This is a genomic window from Arthrobacter sp. zg-Y179, assembly GCF_020907345.1.
GTDB classification, from domain to species: Bacteria; Actinomycetota; Actinomycetes; order Actinomycetales; family Micrococcaceae; genus Arthrobacter_B; species Arthrobacter_B jinronghuae.
Window position 1 is genome coordinate 218,775 of record NZ_JAJJOB010000007.1, and the last position, 18,482, is coordinate 237,256.

Genomic DNA, 18,482 nt, shown 5'->3' on the forward strand with positions numbered 1-18,482 from the left:
CAGCGGTGTGTCTTCGTCCGGGAGCGTCTCTTGAACCTCAAGCCACTGACCGAAGCCGAGCGTACGCTGGCCCGCGAAAAGGCCACTGCGGCCCGGGCTGTCCGTGCCGAGGTTAAGTCACGTATCAAGTCCGGTGATCTCAGCATCGAAGAAGTCATCCTGTCCCGTTCCGGAGAGGAAGCAATCGGCCGGCTGAAGGTCGTGGACCTGCTGCGCGCCCTGCCTGGTGTCGGGGAGCGCCGCGCAGCTGGAATAATGGCTACGGTAGGTATTGCGCCGACCCGCCGCGTCCGGGGGTTGGGCGTACATCAGCGCAAGGCGCTGATAGACCTGCTGGCGGGCCATTAGGCTCCGGAGGCCAGCAATAACAACGAGTGAATGAGGTTTACGTGTCGCAACCGCGGCTGACAGTTCTGGCAGGTCCAACCGCAGTTGGCAAGGGCACTGTATCCACCTATATCCGGGACAACTATCCCGAGGTCTGGCTTTCCGTCTCGGCCACCACCCGACCGCCCCGCCCGGGTGAAGAAGACGGCGTACATTACTTCTTTGTCAGCGCCGAAGAGTTCGACGAAATGGTTGAGAAGGACCAGATGCTCGAGTGGGCAGTGGTCCACGGACGCAACCGCTACGGAACCCTGCGCCGCACCGTCGAGGCAGCCATGGCCGAGGGCCGCAGCGTGTTGCTGGAGATCGATCTGCAGGGTGCCCGGCAGGTTAAGAAGTCCATGCCGGAGGCGAATTTCGTGTTCCTGGCCCCGCCGACATGGGATGAAATGGTGCGGCGCCTCGTGGGGCGCGGAACCGAAACGTCCGAAGAGCAGCAGCAACGGCTGGAAACCGCTAAACTGGAACTTGCTGCCGAGTCCGAGTTCGATCACACCGTCATTAATGATGACGTCAAGCGGGCTGCAGCTGAGCTTGTATCACTCATGGGAATCAGTCCGCGCACGCGCTGACAAACCGCGAATCCCGTTCAAGAATTTTGGAGAACCCTGTGTCTGAAGGCATCATCAACCCGCCGATCGACGACCTGCTCGAAGCAGCCGATTCCAAGTACGCGCTGGTCATTTACGGTGCCAAGCGCGCCCGCCAGATCAACGCCTACTACTCCCAGCTGCACGAGGGCCTGTTCGAGTACGTCGGCCCGCTGGTGGAAACCAAGCTGAACGAAAAGCCGTTGTCCATCGCCCTGCGCGAGATCAACGACGGCATGCTCGTGGTGCGCCCGAACGAGAACGCCGAGTAAAGCTCAGCGGACACAAGGGGGAAGGCAGCAGCGTGCGCATAGTCCTGGGCGTCGGCGGCGGAATCGCCGCGTACAAGGCCGCGTCGCTGCTGCGGCTTTTCACCGAGGCCGGGCACAACGTCACTGTTGTCCCCACCGAATCCTCCAAGCAGTTCGTCGGCGTCTCCACGTGGGAGGCGCTCTCGGGCAACCCCGTCTCCTCCTCGGTCTTCGACGAAGTGGAGAAGGTTAACCATGTGCGGCTCGGACATGAAGCGGATCTGATCGTGGTGGCTCCGGCCACTGCGGACCTGCTGGCCCGGGCTGCCGCCGGCCAGGCGAACGACCTGCTCACCAACACCCTGCTGATGGCCCGCGGGCCGGTGGTATTTGCGCCGGCCATGCATACCGAAATGTGGATGCATCCCGCAACCACCGCCAACGTCGCGACCCTGCGCAGCCGGGGCGCCGTGGTGCTGGAACCGGGCACCGGGCGGCTTACCGGCAAGGACACCGGTCCCGGCCGCCTGCCGGAACCCGATGCTATCTTCACCGCTGCACTGGCCGCCGTCGAAGCTGACAGCGTCGAAGCCAACAGCGTTGAAGGTGCAAGCTCCGAAGCTGCTCCAGGTGGCCTGTCCGGCACCACCGTCACCATCACCGCCGGCGGCACCCGCGAACCCCTGGACCCGGTCCGGTTCCTCGGCAACCGCTCCTCAGGAAAACAGGGGACAGCGCTGGCCGAAGCGGCAATGGCAGCCGGCGCCCGGGTGCGGCTTATAGCGGCGCACATGGACGTTCCGGCGCCGAGCGGCGTCGAGCTTGTCCGTGTCGAAACAGCCCTCGAACTGCGTACCGCCGTGCATGCGGCCGCCGGGGACTCCGACGTCGTGATCATGGCTGCCGCGGTGGCGGATTTCCGTCCCTCACAGGTGGTGGACACCAAAATCAAGAAACGCGACGACGAAGCGGATCCCGTGATCACCCTCGTCCGGAATCCCGACATCCTGCGCGAACTCGTCCAGGCACGCGACGCCGCCGGAACACACACCCCGAAACTTATTGTCGGCTTTGCTGCCGAAACCGGAGATGCCACCTCCGATGTGCTCGAATACGGGCGCAAGAAGCTGGCCCGCAAGGGCTGCGACCTGCTGGTCCTCAACCGGGTCGGCAAGTCCCTTGTCTTCGGCCAGGACGAAACCGAGGTGAGGATTCTCTCACCGGCAGACGCCGCAGAGGATGCCGGTGAGAGCGCAGCCGGTACCAAAGCCGACGTTTCGGCACGCATCATCGCGCGGATTTCCGCCGAGCTCGCTGCACGCACCGCCTGAGGCCGCGCACCCTCCACGTGCTTCGATGGTCGGTGCGGCCCGGTAGAGTAAATCCCGTGACTTCTACTTCCTCTCCCGCTAAGCCGCAGTCGAACCTGCGCCTTTTCACCTCGGAATCCGTCACTGAGGGCCACCCGGACAAAATCTGTGACCAGATCAGTGACGCAATCCTCGACGGCCTGCTCAAGGTCGACCCCGAGTCCCGGGTAGCCGTTGAAACCCTGGTGACCACAGGCCTGGTACACGTCGCCGGAGAAGTAACCACCGAGGGTTACGTCGAGATCCCGCAGCTGGTCCGCGACACCATCCTGGACATCGGTTACGATTCCTCGGCCAACGGCTTCGACGGCGCCCGCTGCGGCGTCTCCGTTTCCATCGGCCAGCAGTCCCCGGAAATTGCTTCCGGCGTGTTCAACTCCCTGGAGAACCGGACCGGGAAAGTTGTTGACCCCTACGACGCCCAGGGCGCGGGGGACCAGGGCATCATGTTCGGCTACGCCAGCGACGAGACCTCGGTGCTTATGCCCACGCCTATCTGGCTGGCCCACCGGCTCTCCGAACGCCTCACCACCGTCCGCAAGGACGGCACCCTCCCGTACCTGCGCCCTGACGGCAAGACCCAGGTCACTGTGGGGTATGACGGCGACCGCCCGGTTTCCGTGGACTCCGTGGTCGTCTCCACGCAGCACGCCGCCGAGCTGGACCTGGAACAGCTGCGGGCCGACATGGTGGAGTACGTGGTCAACCCCGTCCTCGCCGGCACCGACCTCGACATCTCGGACGTCGAGCACATCATCAACCCGGGCGGACCGTTCGTCATCGGCGGCCCCGTCGGTGATGCCGGCCTCACCGGCCGCAAGATCATCGTTGACACCTACGGCGGATTCGCCCGCCACGGCGGCGGTGCCTTCAGCGGCAAGGACCCGAGCAAGGTGGACCGTTCCGCGGCCTACGCCATGCGCTGGGTGGCCAAGAACGTGGTTGCCGCCGGCCTGGCCCGGCGTGCGGAAATCCAGATTGCCTACGCCATCGGAATGGCCCGCCCCGTAGGCATCTACGTTGAAACCTTCGGCACCGAAACAGTGGACCCGCCCCGGATTGCCGACGCCGTGAAGGAAGTCTTCGACCTGCGTCCGCTGGGCATCATCAACGGCCTGGACCTCAAGCGTCCCATCTACCAGCGGACTGCCGCCCACGGCCACTTCGGCCGTGAGGACGAAGGTTTCACCTGGGAGCGCAAGGACAAGGTCGAGGACCTCCGCAGCTATTTCAACGTGTAGCCGGCCATGGCCGCCGACGACACCACTGAGGCCGTGCAGCTTTCCCTGCTGCACGGCTTCACGCCGTCGGCAAAACCCGTGGGCAAGGCGCAGCCGGCTTCCGCCCTGCCGATTGCCCGCGTCCTGCTGGATTCCCCGCTGCCGCACCTGGACCGTCCCTTTGACTATCTGGTCCCGGCCGACCTCGACGCCGACGCCGTGCCCGGCGCCCGGGTCAAAGTCCGGTTCGGCGGCCAGGAACTCCCCGGATTTATCACCGAACGGGCGGCCGAAGCGGACACCACCGCCCGGTTGATGCCGCTGGGGAAGGTAATCTCCCCGCAGCCCGTGCTTTCCCCGCAGATCCTGCGCCTGGCTGAGGCCGTCGCCGCACGCTACGCCGGAACGGTCCACGATGTGCTGCGGGTGGCCATTCCGCCGCGCGCGGCCCGCGTGGACAAGGAGTTCACCTCGGAAGCGCGGGCGGGATCCGCTGACGCCGGCTCAGGTGCCGACGGCGACCCCGGTACCGTCGCCGTCTCGGACACGGCAGCGGCCGGCGCCGTGCCCGGACCGGACAACGCCGTGCTCGGACCGGAAGGGGCCGGAGCCAACCCCCTGGCACGTTATCCGCACGGACCGCGTTTCCTGACCCATCTGGCTGCGGGCCACCGCCCCCGCGCTGTGCTGTCCTCGCTCGGCGGCTACGGCCCGCAGGACTGGCCTGCCGAAATTGCCGAGGCCGTCCGGTCCACGCTGCTCTCCGGACGGGGCGCCGTCGTCGTCGTTCCCGACAACAAGGACCTCTCCCGGGTGCAGTCCGCGCTTACTGCCCGGATCGGTGCAGCTGCCTTTGTCCGGTTGACGGCCGAAGACGGGCCCACTCCGCGGTACCGCAGTTTCCTCCAGTTGCTGCACGGCGATGTCCGCGTGGCCATCGGTACCCGTTCGGCCGCCTATGCACCGGTGCAGGATCTCGGCCTGGCCGTTATCTGGGATGACGCCGACGACCTGCACGCCGAACAGCGGGCGCCCTACCAGCACACCCGCGACGTGCTCCTGCTGCGTGCCGAACTGGAAGACGCAGCGTTGCTCCTGGCGTCCCATTCGCGGAGCACTGAGGCACAGCGGCTGGTCGCCAGCGGCTGGGCGGCCGGTATAGCCGCCGAACGTTCCACTGTCCGTGCGCATGCCCCGCGGGTGGTCAGCACTACGGATTCCTTCACGATGGAACGCGACCCCTTGGCTGCCCGGGCCCGGATACCGCACGCAGCATGGAAGGCAGCGCAGGAAGGATTGACGCGCGGACCGGTGCTGGTCCAGGTGGCGCGGACCGGTTTCTCACCGGCGTTGTCCTGCCAGGAATGCCGGGAACCCGCCCGCTGCCGCAACTGCTCCGGTCCGTTGGGCCTGGCCAGCAGGAACGGTATTCCGGCATGCCGCTGGTGCGGGCGGCCGGAACCCATGTGGCATTGCGGCAACTGCGGAGGAACCCAGTTGCGTGGTTCCACCGCCGGTGCCGGGCGCACCGCCGAGGAACTGGGCCGGGCGTTCCCTTCCACCACGGTGATTTCTTCCGCCGGCGACCACATCCGGACCGAGATTCCGGATACCCCGGCACTGGTCGTCGCCACCCCCGGTGCCGAACCCGTAGCTCCGGGCGGCTATGCCGCAGCCATCCTGCTGGACGGCAACGCGATGCTGTCCCGGGAATCGCTGCGGGCGGGGGAGGACACCCTGCGCCGCTGGTTTACGGCGGCAGCGCTGGTCCGGCCGGCAACGGAAAAAGGCCTCGTCGTTGTTACGGCCGATGATTCGGCAACGGTCGGCCATCTGCTCCGTTGGGACCCCGCGTCGGCGGCGGAACGCGAACTGGAGCTGCGGCGCGAACTGGGTTTGCCTCCGGCTGTGCGGTATGCCGAACTGACCGGGTCGAGGGAGGGGCTTGACGCCTTTATTACTCGGCTCGAGTTGCCTGAGGGTGTCCGGGCTGTGGGGCCGGCGCCTCTTGCACCCGCAGTTGTTCCGCCGTCCGGCAACGCCCAGCAACGGGACAGCAGGTCTCCGGACGGTCAGCTGGGCGGGGCCGGTGGACGGTACCGGACACTCCTGTTTTTCCCGTACACGGCAGCTCCCGCGATTACGGCGGCCCTGCGTTCAACCAAGGCTGCTGCCTCTGCCCGCCGGACGGGTGATCCCGTCTACATTCGAGTGGACGGAACCGACGTTCTTTAGCGCCGGGCGTCCCTTGGCTTCAGGCGTCCGGCAGCTTCAGGCCTCTCTTAGGTCCAGGCGTCCGGCAGCTTCAGGCGTCCCATGGCTCCAGGCGTCCGGCAGCGAGTTCCTGCAGGAGTCCTTACTTACGGTAGCTCGAGTTCCTGCAGTTAGTTCCTACTTACAGCAGCTCGAACAGCACTGCGCTGGCACCTAGGAGGGAAAGCAAAGCCAGCTGGGCGGCGCCGCCCAACCGGGACAACCGGCCCAACAGTCCACGGGGTACTCCGTGGATCATCCAGTACCGATGATTGACAGTTGGCAGCCTCACTGCTGCGTCCCCTTTCCCGGTAGCCGAAGCCTGGTAGCTGCAGCTGTGACTGCCATCCGCTGGCCCCGGCCCGATCCGTTTCATGGCGTACATTTCCCAGTATCCCGCCCCGCGGAAAGCGGAATTGACCGGAATCGGGGTGAAGTTTGCCACTGGGTATGCACCTGTCGCAGGTACAACGAAGGGCTCCGGAGATCCGGAGCCCTTCGTCGCAGAAAGTGGAGTCAGGGATTAGGCCCCGACGGTTTCACGGTCGCTGCCTTCGACCGCGCTGTTGCCTTCGACTGTTTCGCCGTTGATGGCGGAAGCTTCCGCAGAGGTTTGGACGGCGATCTTGCGGGGCTTGGCCCGCTCCACCACCGGGATGATGACACTGAGGACGCCGTTCTCGTACTGGGCCGAAATCTGCTCAGTGTCGATCCCCTGGCCGAGGTTCAGCTGGCGCAGGAAGTTACCGGCTTCCCGTTCGCGCGTGAGCCACTTGACCCCGTCGGCGTTCTGCAGTGTGCGCTGGGCCCGGATCGTCAGCAGCTGGCCGTCGACGTCGATGTCGATGGATCCGGGATCGATCCCGGGGAGATCTGCTGCGAGGATGTACTGGTCGCCTTGCCGGTAGAGGTCCATGGGCATGCCGCGCAGGGTTCCTTCGCCGCGCAGTGCCTGAGCCATGCGGTCCAGTTCCTGGAACGGATCAAACTTCATAGCCATGGTGGTACCAACTCCTTCAACGTGATCGCTTTTTCAGCGGTGTCGAGATTCAGTTCCAAAGTTGAGTCAGTAGCACTCAACTTGCGAAATGAGATTAGCACTCTCATGGGGCAAGTGCCAACTACTTTTTCGTATGGTGAATTTGTGGTCTCAGCGGCTGTCTGGGTGGCCTGTCCGCGCCGCCGCCAGGCGGGCCAGCTCCTGAACCTCGCCCGGGGAACCGCGCCAGGGAGCCCCGTGTCCGGGGAGCACCCATGTGGCCTCGAGCCCGGCCAGCCGATTCAGGGACTTCAGGGCTATTGCAGGGTCATCGGTGAACGGCGCGGGCCGAATGCCGGTCTGCCCTGTCAGCACATTGCGCGTGGTGAGGGCATCCCCGACAAAGACCGCATCCGCCACCGGCACGTATACGGCAATGCTCCCCGGAGAGTGTCCCGGCAGGGCAATAACACGCGGCGAACCCGGAAGCGGGAGGACATCTCCGTCGGCCACTTCGGATACCTGGGTGAGGTACGTTGCGCGCCAGCCCCGCTTGCGCATCGCGTAGGCGAAGAACCGAACCACGGGGCCGGGCCACATGGGGCCCATCGCAGGCTTCGGCTTCTTGCCGCCGCGAGCACGGTCTGCGTCTGCGGAATGGACGAAGACTGGCACATTCTGGTTCCGGCGAAGTCTTTCCGCAAAGCCGATGTGGTCACTGTCGCCGTGGGTCAGGACCACCCCGCGTATGTCGTCCAGGGTTCGACCCATGGACTTGAGTTCGGCGAGCAGATCGTTCCAGTGCCCGGGAAGTCCCGTGTCGATCACGGTAACCCCGTCCTCGGTGTCGACCAAATAGGCCGCCACGATGTCGTTTCCGATACGGTGCAGGTGCGGTCCAAGCTTCACGGGTACTCCTTCTGGTGGCAATTAGCCGATGCGGTGCAGGTGCGGTCCAAGCTTCATGGGCAGTCCTTCTAATGATGATTAGGCGATCCGTGAGCGCTGAGTTGGTCACTGTCTTATTGGCCGTCGCTAGCTGGTAGGACGTCACTATAGCCACGTGCTCCATATGCGGCAGCCCTCTGGGGGTTCGCCTTTAGGCCGCCCAGACAAAATCCGCTATGCATGCTTCAACGGGGGAGTCCGACGAACGCGCCGGGGGACGCGCCAAGGGGCGGGCCAGAGAACGGGCCAGGGGATCCGTCGGGTTCCATTGCGGGATTGCCGGCCGCGGTGCTGTTCCGGACGCAGCCGTCCCGGGCAACGCGGTCCCGGGCAGGGGTGGAGCGGTGGAACGATACGTGTGGCCGGTCGGCGTCGTCGTGTCCACCGTGTGTCCTGCAGTCGCTGCGTTTACCGGGTCTCCGAGGCCCGCGTTGATGCCGATGTCTGCTTCGGGCTCCGGGCTGCTCCTGCGGACTGGTTCCGCACTCCACCCCGGTGCTTCCTTTGCATGGTTACATGCCTCGCATAGTGCCTGACCGTTGGATGCGCTGGTGGGTCCGCCGCGGTTGTGAGGGCGGATGTGGTCCAGATGGCGGATTGGTGCTCCGCACCAGGGCATTCGGCAGGTAGTGTCCCGGGCCGCGATGAATCGTGCGAGGGATTTGGGAAACAGCCGTGCGCGGGAATCCATTGCCACCAGCTCCCCGGTGTCCGGAGCCGTGTACAGCCTCCGGACCCAGTATTCTGCGTGCTTGTCGGAGCCGGCCATGGCTTGGTCCTTAGTCCGGCCCCGCCTGCTCCGGTTCCGGCTGTTCGGGTGCCGACTGTTCCGGCGCCGAACCAGATCTCTAGCCCACTGTGCCGGAACCGGGCCGTACCCGGGCACCAGTACCGGTTCGGCATCGCCTGCCAGTAAGGTCCGGTCGGTCATTACCAGCTGGATCTCCACCTTCGGCGAGCCTGCATCTCCCAGCCCGGTGACCCGTTCCACCAGGGTATCCGCCATGATCTGGCCCCGCCCCCTTGAGTCGCCTGCGGCGCGCAGCCGGTCAGCCTCGTGCGAAAGGGCTGCGTAGACGCCCACTCCCTGCGCCACGGGCAGCAATCCGGTGAGGTACGTCATGGTGTCCGGCGCGGGACGGCAGGAGACAAACCGTTCAGAGGCTGCTTTCGCGGCGCGGTTCACTGCCGCCCGCGGGTCCAATCGGTATGCGGCAGCCTTGGTGCGGGCGATGATTTGCCGGTCGCCCAGGGATTCCAGCAGGCCGGCATCACCTGCCACTTCTTCATCCACTTGTTTGCGGTCCTCGAGGGAGAGGCAAGCTGTCTCGCGCACCAGGAGTGTGGCCCGCCATTCGCTGATCTTCCCGAGGGACAGGGCCTGCATTGTGTGCGGCATCTCCGAGGTTAGGACTTTCGCCAAACCGAGCAGCCGCCCGCCCTTGTTGGCGGATTCCCGCCGGGCCAGTGCGATCTGTGAAGCTACCCCTCGCCCCAACTCTTCCTTCCGCAGGCCGGCGTGTTCCTGCTTGCTCCGCTGCGAGGCATCGAAGGCCGCTGCGATCCGTGCCTGCGCTGCGGCAGCGGCACCCTTCAGTTCTTCAAGCGCCCGCAGCTGGTCGATCAGTTCCGAATCCGATGCGATTTCCGAAATTGAGCCCTCCGGCGTCGGAAGGGAGTTAGGTTCGAACTCTGCTGCCAAGTACTCCACCCAGGCGTCGAACACTGCAGATTGGGCCTCCAGCGGGCCCCTCCTGTGATGATCAACCGACGGCAGATATTCGAACATGTGTTCGAGTCTAGCCTTCGGCTGGACTGCCCAAAAGGCCAAAACTACGCGACTCAGTACCTGTTTTTATCGGGCACTGTGAGCTGCGGGCACGGCACCGTTTGCAGGCATAAATGGTGCTCCGGAACCGGTATTGCCGCGCTTCAAAGCCCACTAGATACCACCCCTATCTACAGCTGGATAGTCGTACTATCCTGCGAGGCATGGACTTGAATCTTCTGATCGCGACCCACGCCGTCGCCGCTCTTTATGCCCTTGCCATTGGCCCCATCAACATCCTGCGCCGACGGCGCGACAGAACCCACCGCATCCTCGGGTACACCTGGGCCGGAGCGATGTACTACGTCTGCGGATGCAGTTTCTGGATTGTGTCCGACGGGCACTTCAGCTGGCTTCACGGCTTGTCCGCCTTCACCATTGTGACGGTCAGCCTTGGCATCCTTGCCGCGGTACGGCGCAATATCAAATGGCACAGGATGAACATGATCGGCAGCTATTTCGGCCTGCTGGCCGCCTTCGTTTTCGCCACCATCGTTCCGTCTCGGAACATCCCGCGGCTGCTTGCCAGCGATCCACTGACCGCCTGGCTGGCCGCAGCCTTCGTCATTGGAAGTGTCATCAGTCTTTACGGCGTTGTCCGGCCCCGAAAGCGCCGGCACCGGCGCTCCGTTGCCAGGTCGGCCAAAGCCTAAGCCTCACACGGCGGCAAGCGCTCGGCGGGCGACCAGCCACGCGTAGATCAACCGTGCCGTATGCCTGCCGTGGCTGCGCAGGTGCGGACTTGACGCCACCTCGGGCTTGCGGCCCGAGTCGATCATGCAGTTGAGCAGCGACGCCAGCCACGCGTCAATATGGTCAGCCGGGACGTCCCGGGTAAGCGCCGACCGCCGGAGTTCGGCGTCGACGTCGAACCCGTCACCACGCACGTAGGGGAGTACCCCGACCCAGTCCAGCCAGGGAGCGCCGGTCCCGAGAAAATTCCAGTCGCAGAACAATGCCCGGCCGGAGCTGACCAGGATATTGTCCGGGCGCAGGTCCCCGTGAAGGACTGCATCACCTGCAAGGGCTTCGGGGCACAGCTCCAGCAGTTCGGAAAATGTCCGTGCCTGTGCGGCACTCAGTGTCTGCAGGAACCATGGCGCCGGACCACCCTCGGCTACCGGCTCGAAAGTGGAGGGTATCCGGGCCATATCTTCTGCAACGGGACGGCCGGCTGCACCGCGCGGGAAGTCCGCCAAGAGGCCGGCGGCGGTGTTGCAGGAGTCCGCGACGGCCTGCAGGTCGGCGCTGGTCCACGGCTGGCCGGGCATGTGTCCGTCCACCGCCTCATAAACGAGCAGCTGCCAGTCGGTGCCCTCCGCCGCCACGCATTCCGCGGCAAGCAACGCCGGCATGGGCATGTCCGCAGGCATCAAGGGCACCACCTGCGATTCACGCACGTATGACGGATAAGTGACAGCGTCCGACGTCGGTGCCGCCTTCACGAAGACGCGCGCCCCGGCGTCGTTCCCGAGAACCGCGGCGAAACCCGGCGTGAAGCCGCCGCCCGCCGGCTGCACAGACGTGATGCTGCCGCCCAGAAGCGTTCGGAACCGCGACCACAGGACTGCCGGCAACCCGTCCCAGGAACGCCTGGCCGCCGTGCGGCGGTAATCGGGGCTGCTCTGCATTCGGAACAGCCTAAGGCAGCACCTGTGCCGAAACAGGCAAACGCGCATCCAGCCAGCCGCCGCAAACAGGTTGTGCACAATTGAATTGTGCCCTACGGTGGGCTCATGAACGAATCCCTACAGCGGCAGGTGTGCTTCTCGCTGTACTCCGCCTCCCGGGCGGCCACGGCCCTCTATCGTCCGATGCTTGAAGAGATGGGGCTGACCTACCCGCAGTACCTGGTGATGTCGCTGCTCTGGGAGAAAGACGCCCAAAGCGTCCGCGACCTGGGGGAGGCACTGGAGCTGGACTCCGGCACGCTTTCGCCGCTGCTCAAGCGGCTGGAGGCAGCGGACCTGGTGCAGCGGCGTCGTGCAGTCGAGGACGAGAGACGCGTCCGTATCCACCTCACGGATGCCGGACGCGCACTCGAACATAACGCCAGGAACCTGCCGGACCGGCTCGCAGCCTCCGCCGGACTGGCACCGCAGGACCTGCAGAGCCTGCAGGACACCCTCGCCAAGGTCACTGCCGCACTGCGGCAGGCCGCGGCGAAGTAACGGCACCAATACCTACCATCAACCCCGACAGTAAGGTTCATTCCATGAGCAGTTACCCCGAAACCGGCCGCGAAATCCAGCTTGCTTCCCGCCCCGAAGGGTGGCCGACGGAGCAGAACTTCCGCCTGGCGGAGGTACCGGTACCCGAACTGCAGGAGGGCCAGGTCCTGGTCCGCAACCTGCACATGTCCGTGGACCCGTACATGCGCGGCCGGATGAATGACGCGAAGTCCTATGTACCGCCGTTCCAGCTTGACGAACCGCTGGAGGGCGGCGCCGTCGGTGAAGTCGTGGAGTCACGCTCACCGGACCACAAGCCGGGGGACAAGGTACTGCACGGCCTCGGCTGGCGCGACTATGCCGTCCTTGACGGGCGCCGTGCACGTGTCATCGATACGGACGCCGCTCCGGCCAGCGCGTACCTCGGGGTGCTGGGCATGACCGGCCAGACCGCCTATGCCGGCCTGACCAAGGTGGCGGAATTCAAAGAAGGCGACGTCGTCTTCGTCTCGGGAGCCGCGGGCGCCGTGGGTTCGCTGGTCGGGCAGATCGCCAAGGCCATGGGTGCCAAGAAGGTCATCGGCAGTGCCGGTTCCGCCGAAAAGGTCCAGCGGCTGCTCGACCTGGGCTTCGACGAAGCGTTCAACTACCACGACGGTCCCGTGAAGGATTCGCTGAAGAAGGCTGCCGGGGCCGACGGCATTGACGTCTACTTCGACAACGTGGGCGGCGAGCACCTCGAAGCGGCCCTGTCAGTGATGAACAAGTTCGGCCGGATCGCCATGTGCGGCGCCATTTCGCAGTACAACGATGCGCCCGTCGGCCCGCGGAACCTGGCCATTGCCATCGGCAAGGAAATCACGCTCCGGGGGTTCCTGGTGGGCAGCTACAACCAGTACGCGGACGAGTTTGCCGCCCTGATGATCCGCTGGCTGCAGGACGGAGTGGTCCGCTATGACGAGACGTTCGTGGACGGACTCGAAAACTCTCCGCAGGCCTTCATCGACCTGATGAAGGGTGCCAACAAGGGCAAGATGATCGTGAACCTGGGCAAGTAGGGATCAACGACGGCGGCGGCCGGGGAACAGGCGGACAGCCTCCCCGGCCGCTTCCATGAGCTGGGCTGCAGAGGCACCCCAGCTGTAGTCGGCGGCCCGCTGCACGCCGGCGTCGGACGCCTTCTGCCAGCGCCCCGGCTCGCCAAGCTGCCGGACGGTGCCGGCAAAGGCGGACGGATCATCCGGATCCACCAGCATTGCCGCACCGCCGGAAACTTCGCGGAAAATCGGAATGTCGCTGGCAATCACCGGTGTGCCCACGGCCATTGCCTCGATCACCGGCAACCCGTATCCCTCGGCTTTCGACAATGTCACCAGGGCCGTGGTCCGGCGCAGGAGGGCGTCATACTCCTCATCGGTGACCCCGTTGTGGAACTTCACGCGTGCGCCGGCCGGAATCAGCGCTTCGAGCTCGCTTCGCCGCGCATCGGAGATCCGGCTCAGCAGGTGCAGCGTGAAATCGGGCAGGTATTCCATGCCGCGGATGATGGTCTCCACGTTCTTGTACGGCATGAAGGACCCCATATACAGCAGTGACGCATCGGCTCCCGCGTCCGGGTCCCGCGGCACGGCACCCTCCTGGGGCGCGTTGGCCACTATCCGGACGGGGCGTTTCGTCAACCGGTGCCGGGACATTAATGAGCGCGTGGTTTCGCTGATGGTGGCAACGACGTCAGCCCTGTCCAGCAGCAGCCGCTGCGGCCAGTAGGCGAGGTGGTACAGCCGCCACAGCCAGCGCACCGCCGGCGGAAGGAACGACGGCGGCGTCGGGTTCTGGTAATAGATCAGGTCATGCAGGGTCAGGATCAGCGGATACTTCCGACCCCAGCTGCCCATGGTCTGCATCGGGCAGAAAACCGCATCGGCGCCGAGCCGGTTGATCCGGAAAGCCACGAACAGTTCCGCGGGGGAAAGCGGACTGTTGACCTTCACCCACGGCAGGTCCGGGAGCAGGCCCAGCTGGCGTTCGTCCGAAATCAGCATCACGACGTCGGCGTGCCTGCTCACCGCCTCGATCAGGCTCGCGCCGTAGCGGCTGATGCCGTCATGGTGGTCGGTGCGGGTGAACCGGGCGTCTACGGCCAGGCGCATCCTCATACATGCCTCCGGGACAGGAAATCCTCGATCTTATCGGCTGCCTCAGCCGGCTTTTCATAGTGCACCAGATGCCCGACGCCGGGCAGTATCTGCAGTTCTGCGTCGGGGATCAGTTCCGCAAGCAGCCGCTGCCCCCGAACCGATCCGAGGTCGTCCTGTTCGGCCGCGATCAGCAGCACGGGCATGGAAAGCTGCGCGGCGACGTCGCGCACCGTGGCCGAAATGGATGCCCGGAAGGCATCCAGGACCACTCGGCGGTTCGCGAAGGCGCTGAAGTACGCATCGTGCTGGGCATGGATCCAGCGGCGCAGGTCCGGGTCCTTCGTTTTTGCCATCAGCATGCTCATGCCCCGGACAATCACCGGGCTGCGGAGCAGCGCCATGCCGGGTTTCTCCGGCAACGCCGCCGCCAGCCGGTAGTAGAGCTCAGCCGCCTTGCTGGTGATCCCCTTCGGGCCCTCCAGCGCCGGCTCGCAGATCGGGTTGACGAGCACCAGTTCACTGACCAGCGCCGGCGACTCGGCCGCCAGATGCGCGGCGATGATGGAGCCGAAGGAGTGGCCGAGCAGGACGGTGTCCGCGCCCAGGCCCAGGTCGGCCAGTGCTTCACGGACAAATGCCGTGTAGGCGGGGATATCGTGCGGGCCGGGAAGGGCGGCTCCGGCGCCGAAGCCGGGAAGGTCGGGCACCAGGACGCGGTGGCGGGGGAGTGCTTCGACAATCCGCAGCAGTCCATGGTGGTCGCCGCGGAACCCATGGACCATGAAGATCGGCGGCAGGCCGGCGTCGTCCTCCGTTACCGGCGCGAAGTCCCGGCAGACCTGCTCGGTGCCGTGCACCGAAAAGGACCGCACTGCGGCCTTGCGGGAGAAAGGCACAGGGGCGCCCGACGGCGTCGACGAACTCCGCGCTGCTGTACCGGACATTCAGTTCACCTCGTCGGGATGCGATCCGGACCGCTGGCCCCGGTCCAGTCCGTTCAACGCCGTCCGGTGATCGTCGGTCAGCTCGAAGGAGTACAGGTCCAGGTTTCCGGCAATCCGCTCCGGGCTGCTGGCCTTGGGAATAACGATGTTGCCGAGGTCCAGGTGCCAGCGGAGGATCACCTGCGCGGGCGTGCGGCCGAGTTCGGCGGCAATCCGCACAACAACCGGGTCCGCGAGGACTGCGCCGCGGCCCAGCGGACTCCACGCAGCCGTTCGGATTCCGAGCCGCTGGTGCAGTTGCCGCAGTTCCTCCTGCGCCAGCCAGGGGTGCAGTTCGATCTGGTTTACCGCCGGGACAATTCCGGTCGCGTCGAGCAGCTGCTGCAGATGGCCGGGCTGGAAATTGGAGACGCCGATGCCACGGACCCGGCCCGCGGCGTAGAGCTCCTCCAACGCCCGGTACGTGTCGACGAACTGCCCCCGCTGCGGGCACGGCCAGTGGATGAGGTACAGATCCAAGTAGTCCAGGCCCAGCCGGGTGAGGGACGCGTCAAAGGCACGCAGAGTGGAGTCGTAGCCCTGGTCGGTGTTCCAGACCTTCGAGGTGACGAAGATGTCACTGCGCTCGGCTCCGTTCGCGCGGGTGAAGGTGTTCACGGCCTGGCCCACCCCGGCTTCATTGCCGTACAGGGCCGCCGTGTCGAGGTGCCGGTAGCCTGCCCCGAGCGCCTCAAGGCACAGCCGGGCGGCGTCGTCGGCCGGTATTTTGTAGGTGCCGAAGCCGACCTGATCCATCAGGACGCCGTTATTGAGCGGTATTCGAGCTGCAGGCTGCATAGGACGACTTTACCGAGGCGCGGGCACGGTGCCGAATCGTGCCCTGACTACCTGTTTCGCCGCGTGAAGATTGGCGTGGCGCCAAACAGGTCGGCTAAGGTAATGGCGCTTCTTGCAAAAGATTGGTTGCATAGAAACCAACAGTCCGCCCTCCCACTTGGGTCGCGGACAGATACGAATGATCGGAGGAGTCGATGGTGACTCTCGGAGAAGTTTTCATCAGTGAGCTGGCGGGCACCGCCATCCTCATTATTCTGGGCTGCGGTGTCGTGGCCAACGTCGCGCTGGCGAAAACGAAGGGTGCCGGCGGCGGGTTCCTGATGGTCAACTGGGGGTGGGCCATCGGTGTTTTTGCCGGCGTGTATGCGGCCGCTATTTCCGGCGCACACATCAACCCCGCCGTCACGGTAGGTCTCTGGGCAGCCGGCAATGAGGAATTTGCGCCGGGCGTCGAGGTTTCCTTCGGCGCAGCCATGGTTTACTTCGCCGGGCAGATGGCCGGTGCCATCATTGGTGCCTTTGTGGCCTGGCTCGCCTACAAGAAGCAGTTCGACGACGAGCCCGACGCAGCCAACATCCTGGGTGTTTTCTCCACCGGTCCGGCTATCCGGTCCTACGGCTGGAACGTTGTGACCGAGGTCGTGGGCACGTTTGTCCTCGTCTTCACCATCGTTGCCTTCGCAGGAACCCCCACGGAGCTTGGCCCGCTGGCCGTGGCCCTCGTGGTGCTCGGCATCGGCGCCTCTCTCGGCGGCCCCACCGGCTACGCCATCAACCCGGCCCGTGACCTTGGACCCCGCATTGTGCACGCCCTGCTGCCCATCCCGGGCAAGGGCAGCAGCGACTGGGCCTACGCCTGGGTGCCCGTCGTCGGTCCGCTGATCGGCGGCGCGCTGGGCGGCTGGATCGGCGCCCAGATCCCCCTCCCGCTTCCGGTATAAGCGCAGCGGCAGGCCTGTTGGCCTGCCACCCCCAAAGACCCCCACCGCAAGGAGCAGAAACAATGCCTGACAATCCCAGGTACATCATCGCCATCGACCAAGGCACCACCAGCAGCCGGGCCATCGTCTTCGGCCACGACGGAAACATCATTTCCACCGGGCAGAAGGAACACGAGCAGATCTTCCCGCACGCCGGCTGGGTGGAGCACGATCCGATGGAGATCTGGACGAACGTCCGCGAAGTAGTCGGCAGCGCCCTGTCCAAGGCCAACCTGACCCGGCACGACATTGCCGCCGTCGGTATCACCAACCAGCGTGAGACGGCAGTGGTCTGGGACCGCAACACGGGTGAGCCCGTCTACAACGCCATTGTCTGGCAGGACACCCGCACGCAGCCCATCGTCAACGAGCTGGCGGCAAACGGCGGCCTGGACCGCTTCAAGGAGACTGTGGGCCTGCCGCTGGCTACGTACTTCTCGGGCACGAAGATCAAGTGGATCCTGGACAACGTAGAGGGGGCACGTGAACGGGCAGAGGCGGGGGACCTCATGTTCGGCAACACGGACTCCTGGATTGTCTGGAACCTCACCGGCGGGACCGACGGGGGCGTGCACATCACCGATGTCACCAACGCTTCGCGCACGCTCTTTATGAACCTTGAGACCCTCACCTGGGATGAGGACATTCTCAAGGAATTCGGGATTCCGCGGTCGATGCTGCCGGAAATCAAGTCCTCCTCCGAGGTCTACGGCATGGTTGCAGGCTCGCAGCTGCTGCGCGAAACCCCGGTGGCCGGCATCCTCGGCGACCAGCAGGCCGCTACGTTCGGCCAGGCCGCGTTCGAGAAGGGCGATGCCAAGAACACCTACGGAACCGGCTGCTTCCTGATCTTCAACACCGGCGAGGAGATTGTCCGTTCCGAGAACGGCCTCATCACCACCGTTGCCTACCAGCTGGGTGACGCCAAGCCGGTCTACGCCCTCGAAGGTTCCATTGCCGTCACCGGTTCCCTGGTCCAGTGGCTCCGCGACAACCTGGGCATCATCAACAGCGCCCCGGAAATCGAAGAGCTTGCCCGCAAGGTGGAGGACAACGGCGGCGTGTACATCGTGCCGGCGTTCTCCGGACTGTTCGCACCGTACTGGCGTGCGGATGCCCGCGGTGCGATGGTGGGCCTGACCCGCTACGTGAACAAGAACCACATTGCCCGGGCAGCACTGGAAGCCACCGCGTTCCAGACCCGGGAAGTCCTCGACGCCGTGAACGCCGACTCCGGTGTTCCGCTGACGGAGCTGCGGGTCGACGGCGGCATGGTTGCCAATGACGCGCTCATGCAGTTCCAGGCCGACATCCTCGGTGTTGACGTGGTCCGGCCCAAGGTCATCGAGACCACCGCACTGGGCGCTGCCTACGCCGCGGGCCTGGCCGTCGGGTTCTGGAACGACACCGACGAGCTCGAGCAGAACTGGGCCGAAGGCAAGCGCTGGACCCCGCAGATGGATGACGCCGAGCGTCAGCGCCAGATGCGGCTTTGGAAGAAGGCCGTCACCAAGACCTTCGACTGGGTTGACGACGACGTTGAGTAATCCGTACGCAGAGTGAAAGGCCCCGGCAGCGAGACTGCC

At 65.2% G+C, this 18,482-nt stretch carries 19 protein-coding genes; 11 read left to right on the forward strand and 8 right to left on the reverse strand.

Annotation, left to right across the window (positions count from 1 at the left end):
* Positions 1–30: 30 nt before the first annotated feature.
* From mihF to LOC56_RS08270, 6 genes are read left to right on the forward strand one after another with little or no spacing between them, the layout of a single operon-like run.
* Positions 31–348 carry an integration host factor, actinobacterial type gene (gene mihF / locus LOC56_RS08245; RefSeq protein ID WP_229951794.1) on the forward strand — a complete coding sequence of 106 codons (318 nt, stop codon included), beginning with the start codon at positions 31–33 and terminating at the stop codon, positions 346–348.
* Positions 349–389: 41 nt separating this feature from the next.
* Positions 390–959: a guanylate kinase gene (gene gmk / locus LOC56_RS08250; protein WP_229951795.1), complete on the forward strand. Its 570-nt coding sequence runs from the start codon at positions 390–392 to the stop codon at positions 957–959.
* Positions 960–985: 26 nt separating this feature from the next.
* Complete coding sequence (gene rpoZ, locus LOC56_RS08255) at positions 986–1,249, forward strand: DNA-directed RNA polymerase subunit omega (protein ID WP_227921386.1); 264 nt, start codon at positions 986–988, stop codon at positions 1,247–1,249.
* A gap of 32 nt (positions 1,250–1,281) precedes the next feature.
* A complete protein-coding gene (coaBC, locus tag LOC56_RS08260) occupies positions 1,282–2,559 on the forward strand; it encodes a bifunctional phosphopantothenoylcysteine decarboxylase/phosphopantothenate--cysteine ligase CoaBC (RefSeq protein WP_229951796.1) in 1,278 nt (425 codons plus the stop codon).
* Positions 2,560–2,615: 56 nt separating this feature from the next.
* Positions 2,616–3,839: a methionine adenosyltransferase gene (gene metK / locus LOC56_RS08265; protein WP_229951797.1), complete on the forward strand. Its 1,224-nt coding sequence runs from the start codon at positions 2,616–2,618 to the stop codon at positions 3,837–3,839.
* 6 nt (positions 3,840–3,845) lie between these two features.
* Positions 3,846–6,053: a primosomal protein N' gene (locus LOC56_RS08270; RefSeq protein WP_229951798.1), complete on the forward strand. Its 2,208-nt coding sequence runs from the start codon at positions 3,846–3,848 to the stop codon at positions 6,051–6,053.
* A gap of 160 nt (positions 6,054–6,213) precedes the next feature.
* On the opposite strand, the gene LOC56_RS08275 is transcribed toward LOC56_RS08270, so the two are convergent.
* The 4 genes from LOC56_RS08275 to LOC56_RS08290 form a co-directional block, all read right to left on the reverse strand.
* A complete protein-coding gene (locus tag LOC56_RS08275; protein WP_227921395.1) occupies positions 6,214–6,363 on the reverse strand; it encodes a hypothetical protein in 150 nt (49 codons plus the stop codon).
* A gap of 231 nt (positions 6,364–6,594) precedes the next feature.
* The gene (locus LOC56_RS08280) at positions 6,595–7,071 is read right to left on the reverse strand and encodes an Hsp20/alpha crystallin family protein (protein WP_229951799.1); all 477 of its coding nucleotides are present in this window, start codon (positions 7,069–7,071) and stop codon (positions 6,595–6,597) included.
* 150 nt (positions 7,072–7,221) lie between these two features.
* Positions 7,222–7,959: an MBL fold metallo-hydrolase gene (locus tag LOC56_RS08285; protein ID WP_229951800.1), complete on the reverse strand. Its 738-nt coding sequence runs from the start codon at positions 7,957–7,959 to the stop codon at positions 7,222–7,224.
* A gap of 190 nt (positions 7,960–8,149) precedes the next feature.
* Positions 8,150–9,787: an HNH endonuclease gene (locus LOC56_RS08290; protein ID WP_229951801.1), complete on the reverse strand. Its 1,638-nt coding sequence runs from the start codon at positions 9,785–9,787 to the stop codon at positions 8,150–8,152.
* Positions 9,788–9,990: 203 nt separating this feature from the next.
* Here LOC56_RS08290 and LOC56_RS08295 point away from each other — a divergent pair, with 203 nt between their 5' ends.
* A complete protein-coding gene (locus LOC56_RS08295; protein WP_229951802.1) occupies positions 9,991–10,479 on the forward strand; it encodes a DUF2306 domain-containing protein in 489 nt (162 codons plus the stop codon).
* A 3-nt stretch (positions 10,480–10,482) separates the two neighbouring features.
* Here LOC56_RS08295 and LOC56_RS08300 read toward each other — a convergent pair whose 3' ends face one another.
* Positions 10,483–11,457: a phosphotransferase family protein gene (locus LOC56_RS08300; protein ID WP_229951803.1), complete on the reverse strand. Its 975-nt coding sequence runs from the start codon at positions 11,455–11,457 to the stop codon at positions 10,483–10,485.
* 105 nt (positions 11,458–11,562) lie between these two features.
* Between LOC56_RS08300 and LOC56_RS08305 the strand changes: the two genes are divergently transcribed.
* Entirely contained in the window at positions 11,563–11,997 is a 435-nt protein-coding gene (locus LOC56_RS08305) for a MarR family winged helix-turn-helix transcriptional regulator (protein ID WP_229951804.1), read from the forward strand.
* A 44-nt stretch (positions 11,998–12,041) separates the two neighbouring features.
* A complete protein-coding gene (locus tag LOC56_RS08310; protein ID WP_229951805.1) occupies positions 12,042–13,055 on the forward strand; it encodes an NADP-dependent oxidoreductase in 1,014 nt (337 codons plus the stop codon).
* A 3-nt stretch (positions 13,056–13,058) separates the two neighbouring features.
* Here LOC56_RS08310 and LOC56_RS08315 read toward each other — a convergent pair whose 3' ends face one another.
* The 3 genes from LOC56_RS08315 to LOC56_RS08325 are packed head-to-tail and all read right to left on the reverse strand — an operon-like array spanning position 13,059 to position 15,916.
* Positions 13,059–14,147 (reverse strand): glycosyltransferase family 4 protein, encoded by a 1,089-nt coding sequence (locus LOC56_RS08315; RefSeq protein WP_229951880.1) that lies wholly within the window; start codon positions 14,145–14,147, stop codon positions 13,059–13,061.
* A gap of 2 nt (positions 14,148–14,149) precedes the next feature.
* Positions 14,150–15,079 (reverse strand): alpha/beta fold hydrolase, encoded by a 930-nt coding sequence (locus tag LOC56_RS08320; protein ID WP_229951806.1) that lies wholly within the window; start codon positions 15,077–15,079, stop codon positions 14,150–14,152.
* A complete protein-coding gene (locus tag LOC56_RS08325) occupies positions 15,080–15,916 on the reverse strand; it encodes an aldo/keto reductase (RefSeq protein ID WP_229951807.1) in 837 nt (278 codons plus the stop codon).
* A gap of 197 nt (positions 15,917–16,113) precedes the next feature.
* On the opposite strand from LOC56_RS08325, the gene LOC56_RS08330 reads away from it, so the two are divergent.
* Positions 16,114–16,857 (forward strand): MIP/aquaporin family protein, encoded by a 744-nt coding sequence (locus LOC56_RS08330; protein ID WP_229951808.1) that lies wholly within the window; start codon positions 16,114–16,116, stop codon positions 16,855–16,857.
* A gap of 62 nt (positions 16,858–16,919) precedes the next feature.
* Entirely contained in the window at positions 16,920–18,443 is a 1,524-nt protein-coding gene (gene glpK, locus LOC56_RS08335; RefSeq protein WP_229951809.1) for a glycerol kinase GlpK, read from the forward strand.
* The last annotated feature ends 39 nt before the right edge of the window (positions 18,444–18,482 follow it).

What these genes read in the sequence shown, in the direction of transcription:
- LOC56_RS08290 (WP_229951801.1), bottom strand. Translation starts at nt 9,787, where the DNA reads ATGTTCGAATATCTGCCGTCGGTTGATCATCACAGGAGGGGCCCGCTG.
- LOC56_RS08305 (WP_229951804.1), top strand. Translation starts at nt 11,563, where the DNA reads ATGAACGAATCCCTACAGCGGCAGGTGTGCTTCTCGCTGTACTCCGCC.
- LOC56_RS08310 (WP_229951805.1), top strand. Translation starts at nt 12,042, where the DNA reads ATGAGCAGTTACCCCGAAACCGGCCGCGAAATCCAGCTTGCTTCCCGC.
- LOC56_RS08300 (WP_229951803.1), bottom strand. Translation starts at nt 11,457, where the DNA reads ATGCAGAGCAGCCCCGATTACCGCCGCACGGCGGCCAGGCGTTCCTGG.
- glpK (WP_229951809.1), top strand. Translation starts at nt 16,920, where the DNA reads ATGCCTGACAATCCCAGGTACATCATCGCCATCGACCAAGGCACCACC.
- LOC56_RS08320 (WP_229951806.1), bottom strand. Translation starts at nt 15,079, where the DNA reads ATGTCCGGTACAGCAGCGCGGAGTTCGTCGACGCCGTCGGGCGCCCCT.
- LOC56_RS08295 (WP_229951802.1), top strand. Translation starts at nt 9,991, where the DNA reads ATGGACTTGAATCTTCTGATCGCGACCCACGCCGTCGCCGCTCTTTAT.
- LOC56_RS08325 (WP_229951807.1), bottom strand. Translation starts at nt 15,916, where the DNA reads ATGCAGCCTGCAGCTCGAATACCGCTCAATAACGGCGTCCTGATGGAT.
- LOC56_RS08270 (WP_229951798.1), top strand. Translation starts at nt 3,846, where the DNA reads ATGGCCGCCGACGACACCACTGAGGCCGTGCAGCTTTCCCTGCTGCAC.
- LOC56_RS08315 (WP_229951880.1), bottom strand. Translation starts at nt 14,147, where the DNA reads ATGCGCCTGGCCGTAGACGCCCGGTTCACCCGCACCGACCACCATGAC.
- LOC56_RS08280 (WP_229951799.1), bottom strand. Translation starts at nt 7,071, where the DNA reads ATGGCTATGAAGTTTGATCCGTTCCAGGAACTGGACCGCATGGCTCAG.